The following is a 4,161-nucleotide window of genomic DNA, read 5'->3' as shown; positions in this document are numbered from 1 at the left end:
TTGTTTGATGTTCGATGCTGCGAGTGCCCACACAGATTGCTTGATTCAAATTGTTAAAGAGCGACGCAACAGTTCGTTGCTGCGGGAGTGGAATTCTACTCAACCGCCTTCTCGAGTCAAGCCTTATTTTCAAAGGCTTTTCGAGGTTATCGACGATGTTGTTTGCGTTGCCGCTTGCCCTGTCGATGTGGCGCATTATAGGGATCTGGATCACGCTTGCAAGGGTGTTTTCGAATTAAATTCGCATTTTTGGTTCAACCGTTCACTAATCACCCAAAAAGCGCATTTATCCTGCAATAACACACCCATTTGGCGATATCGCTACCTTTATGTGGCGTGGCGATGGGAGCAGATCAAGGTTGTGGCGATTTGGTCTCTCTACATCTATATGCATGGTGATCGAGGTCACGCCTTCGGGTAACATAGCGCCCCTTTGCGATTCACACACTCTTGGGCTTTGGAGAGTTTAATGCCTTTTGCACTTGGCCAGCGTTGGATTAGTGATACAGAGACGGATCTGGGGTTGGGGACTGTCGTTGCTGTTGAAGGACGCATGGTTACCCTGTTATTTCCGGCTACCGGCGAAAACCGCATGTATGCCAAAGAAGAAGCGCCGGTGACCCGGGTCAGCTTCAATGTGGGCGATCAGATCACCAGTCACGAAGACTGGACCATGACGGTCGAAGAAGTGCAGGAGAAAAACGGCCTGCTTATATATGTAGGTGTGCGCACCGACAATGATGAGCCCGTTGCCCTCAAGGAAGTGTTTCTCAACAACTTTATCAAGTTCAACAAGCCGCAGGATCGCCTGTTCGCCGGTCAGATTGACCGGATGTCCCGCTTTACCCTGCGCTACGAGGCGTTGATCAACCAGCACCAGCGTCGTCGCAACCCGACTCGCGGCCTGGCCGGTGGCCGGGTCAGCCTGATCCCGCACCAGCTCTATATTGCCCACGAAGTGGGTCACCGCTACGCCCCGCGCGTACTGCTGGCCGATGAGGTGGGTCTGGGCAAGACCATCGAAGCGGGCATGATCATTCATCAGCAACTGCTCTCCGGCCGCGCCCATCGGGTGCTGATCCTGCTGCCCGAGACTTTGCAACACCAGTGGCTGGTCGAAATGCTGCGCCGCTTCAACCTGCACTTCTCCCTGTTTGACGAGGAGCGCTGCATCGAGGCATTCGCCGATGCAGAGAACCCCTTCGAAACCGAACAGCTGGTGATCTGCAGCCTCGACTTCCTGCGCAAGAAGCGTCGTCGCTTCGAGCAGGTGCTGGAAGCCGAGTGGGATCTGCTGGTTGTCGACGAGGCACACCATCTGGAGTGGAGTGAAGAGGCCCCGAGCCGCGCCTACGAAATGGTGGAGGCGCTGGCCGAACAGGTGCCGGGCGTGCTGCTGCTGACCGCCACCCCGGATCAGTTGGGCCACCAGAGCCACTTTGCCCGTCTGCGCCTGCTCGATCCCGAGCGTTTCTACGACTACGAGGCCTTCCTCGCCGAGGAGCAGGCCTATGGCCAGGTCGCCAGCGCCGCGCAAGAGCTGTTGGAAGGCGAGACCCTGAGTGATGAAGCCAAACAGATCCTCGCCAGCCAGCTGGAAGGGCTGGATTTGAGCGATGCTGCGGCCCGTCAGCAAGCGGTCGCCAAGCTGCTGGATCAGCACGGCACCGGCCGGGTGCTGTTCCGCAACAGCCGCGCCAATATTCAGGGCTTCCCCGAGCGTCATCTCAACGTCTACCCGATGCCACTGCCGGATCAGTACAAGACCGCCATCAAGGTAATGGGCATGATGGGTGGCAACGGTGGCGATCTGCAGACCCGTGCCCTGCGTTACCTCTATCCGGAGAAGATCTTCCAGCAGTTCGAAGGCGACAACGCCACCTGGACCCAGTTCGACCCGCGCGTCGAGTGGTTGCTGGGGCTGCTGCTCTCTGCCCGCCAACAGAAGGTGCTGGTGATCTGCTCCGAAGCGGCCACCGCTCTCGCACTGGAAGAGGCGCTGCGCACCCGTGAAGGGATCCGCGGCACCGTATTCCATGAAGGGATGTCCATCCTCGAGCGGGACAAGGCCTCTGCCTATTTTGCGCAAGAAGATGGTGGCGCCCAGGTGCTGCTCTGCTCCGAGATCGGTTCAGAAGGTCGCAACTTCCAGTTTGCCAGTCATCTGGTGCTGTTCGATCTGCCGCTCAATCCGGATCTGCTGGAACAGCGGATCGGTCGACTGGATCGTATCGGTCAGCAAAATACCGTCGAGATCCACGTTCCCTATCTGGAGGGCACCTCCCAGCGCGCCCTGCAGCTCTGGTATCACGATGGTCTGGACGCGTTCGAGCAGACCTGCCCGACCGCTCGCCCGGTATTCGAAGCGGTGCGTGACGAGCTGTTCGAGCTGCTGGCCGCCAACACCGGCGATCAGGCCACCCTCGACGCTCTGCTGATCAAGACCCGCGAACTGCACGAGCCGCTCAAGGCCCGTCTGGAACAGGGTCGCGATCGCCTGCTGGAGATCCACTCCAGCGGTGGCGCCGCCGCCCAGCAACTGGTCGACAAGCTGGCCGCCGAAGATGACGACACCGGCATGATCTCCTTCGCCCTCAAGATGTTCGACGAGATCGGCGTCAACCAGGATGATCGTGGCGAGAACGCGCTGGTGCTAACCCCGGGGGATCACATGCTGGTCTCCAGCTTCCCGGGCCTGCCGCAAGACGGCATGACCATCACCTTCGATCGCAATACCGCCCTGTCGCGGGATGATATGGCGCTGCTCTCCTGGGATCACCCCATGATGCGCGGCGGTATCGACCTGATCCTGGGCTCCGAGATCGGTGCTACCTCGGTCGCACTGCTCAAGAACAAGGCGCTGCCCATCGGCTCCATCCTGCTTGAGCTGATCTTCGTGGCCGAGTCTGCTGCCCATCCCCAGCTCTACCGCTTCATGCCGCCGACACCGATCCGTCTGCTGATGGACAAGAACGGCCAGAATCTGGGTGAGAAAGTGGCGTTCGATGCCTTCAACCGCCAGCTGACTCCGGTCAACCGCCACCTCGGCAGCAAGCTGGTCACCGCGTCCCAGCCGGTGATCCACGGTCTGATTGGCAAGGCTCAACCGATTGCCGAAGAGCTGAAAGCCGGGATTGTCGACAAGGCCCGTGCCCAGATGGCGCAGACCCTGCAGCAGGATCTCGATCGTCTGGAAGCGCTCAAAGCGGTCAACCCGAACGTGCGCGACAGCGAACTGGATTATCTGCGCAATCTGCAGGCAGAATTGCACCACCTGATCGATCAGACCCAACTCAAGCTGGATGCAATCCGCTTTATCGTGGTCACCCATAACTGACAAGGTACCGACCGACAGCGGCCAGACCCAGCTCAAACTGGATACCCAATGCCGCTTTATCGTGGTTACCCATAACTGATGGGGGCTTGCCCCCACCTTCTGATGCGAGACATTTATGTTTGAATACTCACCGCCTCTGGAACCCTGGCTCGATATCCTGTTCAAGGACAAGGACATCATGGTGGTCAACAAGCCCACTGGCCTGCTGAGCGTCCCCGGGCGCGGCCCCGAGAATGAAGACAGCGTCCTGCATCGGGTGAAGCAGCAGCACCCCAAGGCGGCGGCGGCTCATCGCCTCGACATGTCCACCACGGGCGTCATTGTCATTCCCCTCAACCCCAATTCACATCGGGAGCTGAGTCGGCAATTTCGCGAGCGGGAGACCGAGAAGCACTACCTCGCCTGGGTGTGGGGCGAGCCGGAGGCCGAGTCGGGTCAGGTTGACCTGCCGCTCTGCGTCGACTGGCCCAACCGCCCGAAACAGAAGGTTGACCACGAAGAGGGCCGCCACGCCCTGACCCTGTGGGAAAAATTGAAGGTGGAGAACGGCAACAGCCTGATCAAGCTGACCCCCATCACCGGTCGCTCGCACCAGCTGCGCGTTCATATGCTGGAGCTGGGGCACCCGATCCTGGGTGACAACCTCTACGCCCATCCGGATGCACTGGCGGCAGCGCCCCATCTCTACCTGCATGCGGCCAGCCTGACCATCAGCCACCCCCGCAGCGGCGAGCGGATGACCTTCGAGGCGCCAGCGCCCTTCCCGCTCTGAGCGGAAGAGGCTCGCGCCAAATCGCAGAGATAAAAAAGGCTATGTCCCAATT

At 59.6% G+C, this 4,161-nt stretch carries 3 protein-coding genes; all 3 read left to right on the top strand.

What is annotated here, in order from left to right:
• Nucleotides 1-421 (top strand): hypothetical protein (locus BN1115_RS22655; RefSeq protein ID WP_208597752.1); only part of this gene is annotated, 421 nt, incomplete at its 5' end.
• A 48-nt stretch (nucleotides 422-469) separates the two neighbouring features.
• Nucleotides 470-3,337: an RNA polymerase-associated protein RapA gene (gene rapA, locus BN1115_RS07920; protein ID WP_042656752.1), complete on the top strand. Its 2,868-nt coding sequence runs from the start codon at nucleotides 470-472 to the stop codon at nucleotides 3,335-3,337.
• A 115-nt stretch (nucleotides 3,338-3,452) separates the two neighbouring features.
• On the top strand, nucleotides 3,453-4,109 hold the full coding sequence (gene rluA / locus BN1115_RS07915; protein WP_042058808.1) for a bifunctional tRNA pseudouridine(32) synthase/23S rRNA pseudouridine(746) synthase RluA: 657 nt from the start codon (nucleotides 3,453-3,455) through the stop codon (nucleotides 4,107-4,109).
• Nucleotides 4,110-4,161: the final 52 nt, after the last annotated feature.

It is taken from the genome of Aeromonas allosaccharophila, from assembly GCF_000819685.1.
GTDB lineage: Bacteria > Pseudomonadota > Gammaproteobacteria > Enterobacterales > Aeromonadaceae > Aeromonas > Aeromonas allosaccharophila.
The sequence above is the reverse complement of the archived record's forward strand: the minus strand, read 5'-3'. Positions and strand labels throughout refer to the sequence as shown.

What these genes read in the sequence shown, in the direction of transcription:
- rapA (WP_042656752.1), top strand. Translation starts at nt 470, where the DNA reads ATGCCTTTTGCACTTGGCCAGCGTTGGATTAGTGATACAGAGACGGAT.
- rluA (WP_042058808.1), top strand. Translation starts at nt 3,453, where the DNA reads ATGTTTGAATACTCACCGCCTCTGGAACCCTGGCTCGATATCCTGTTC.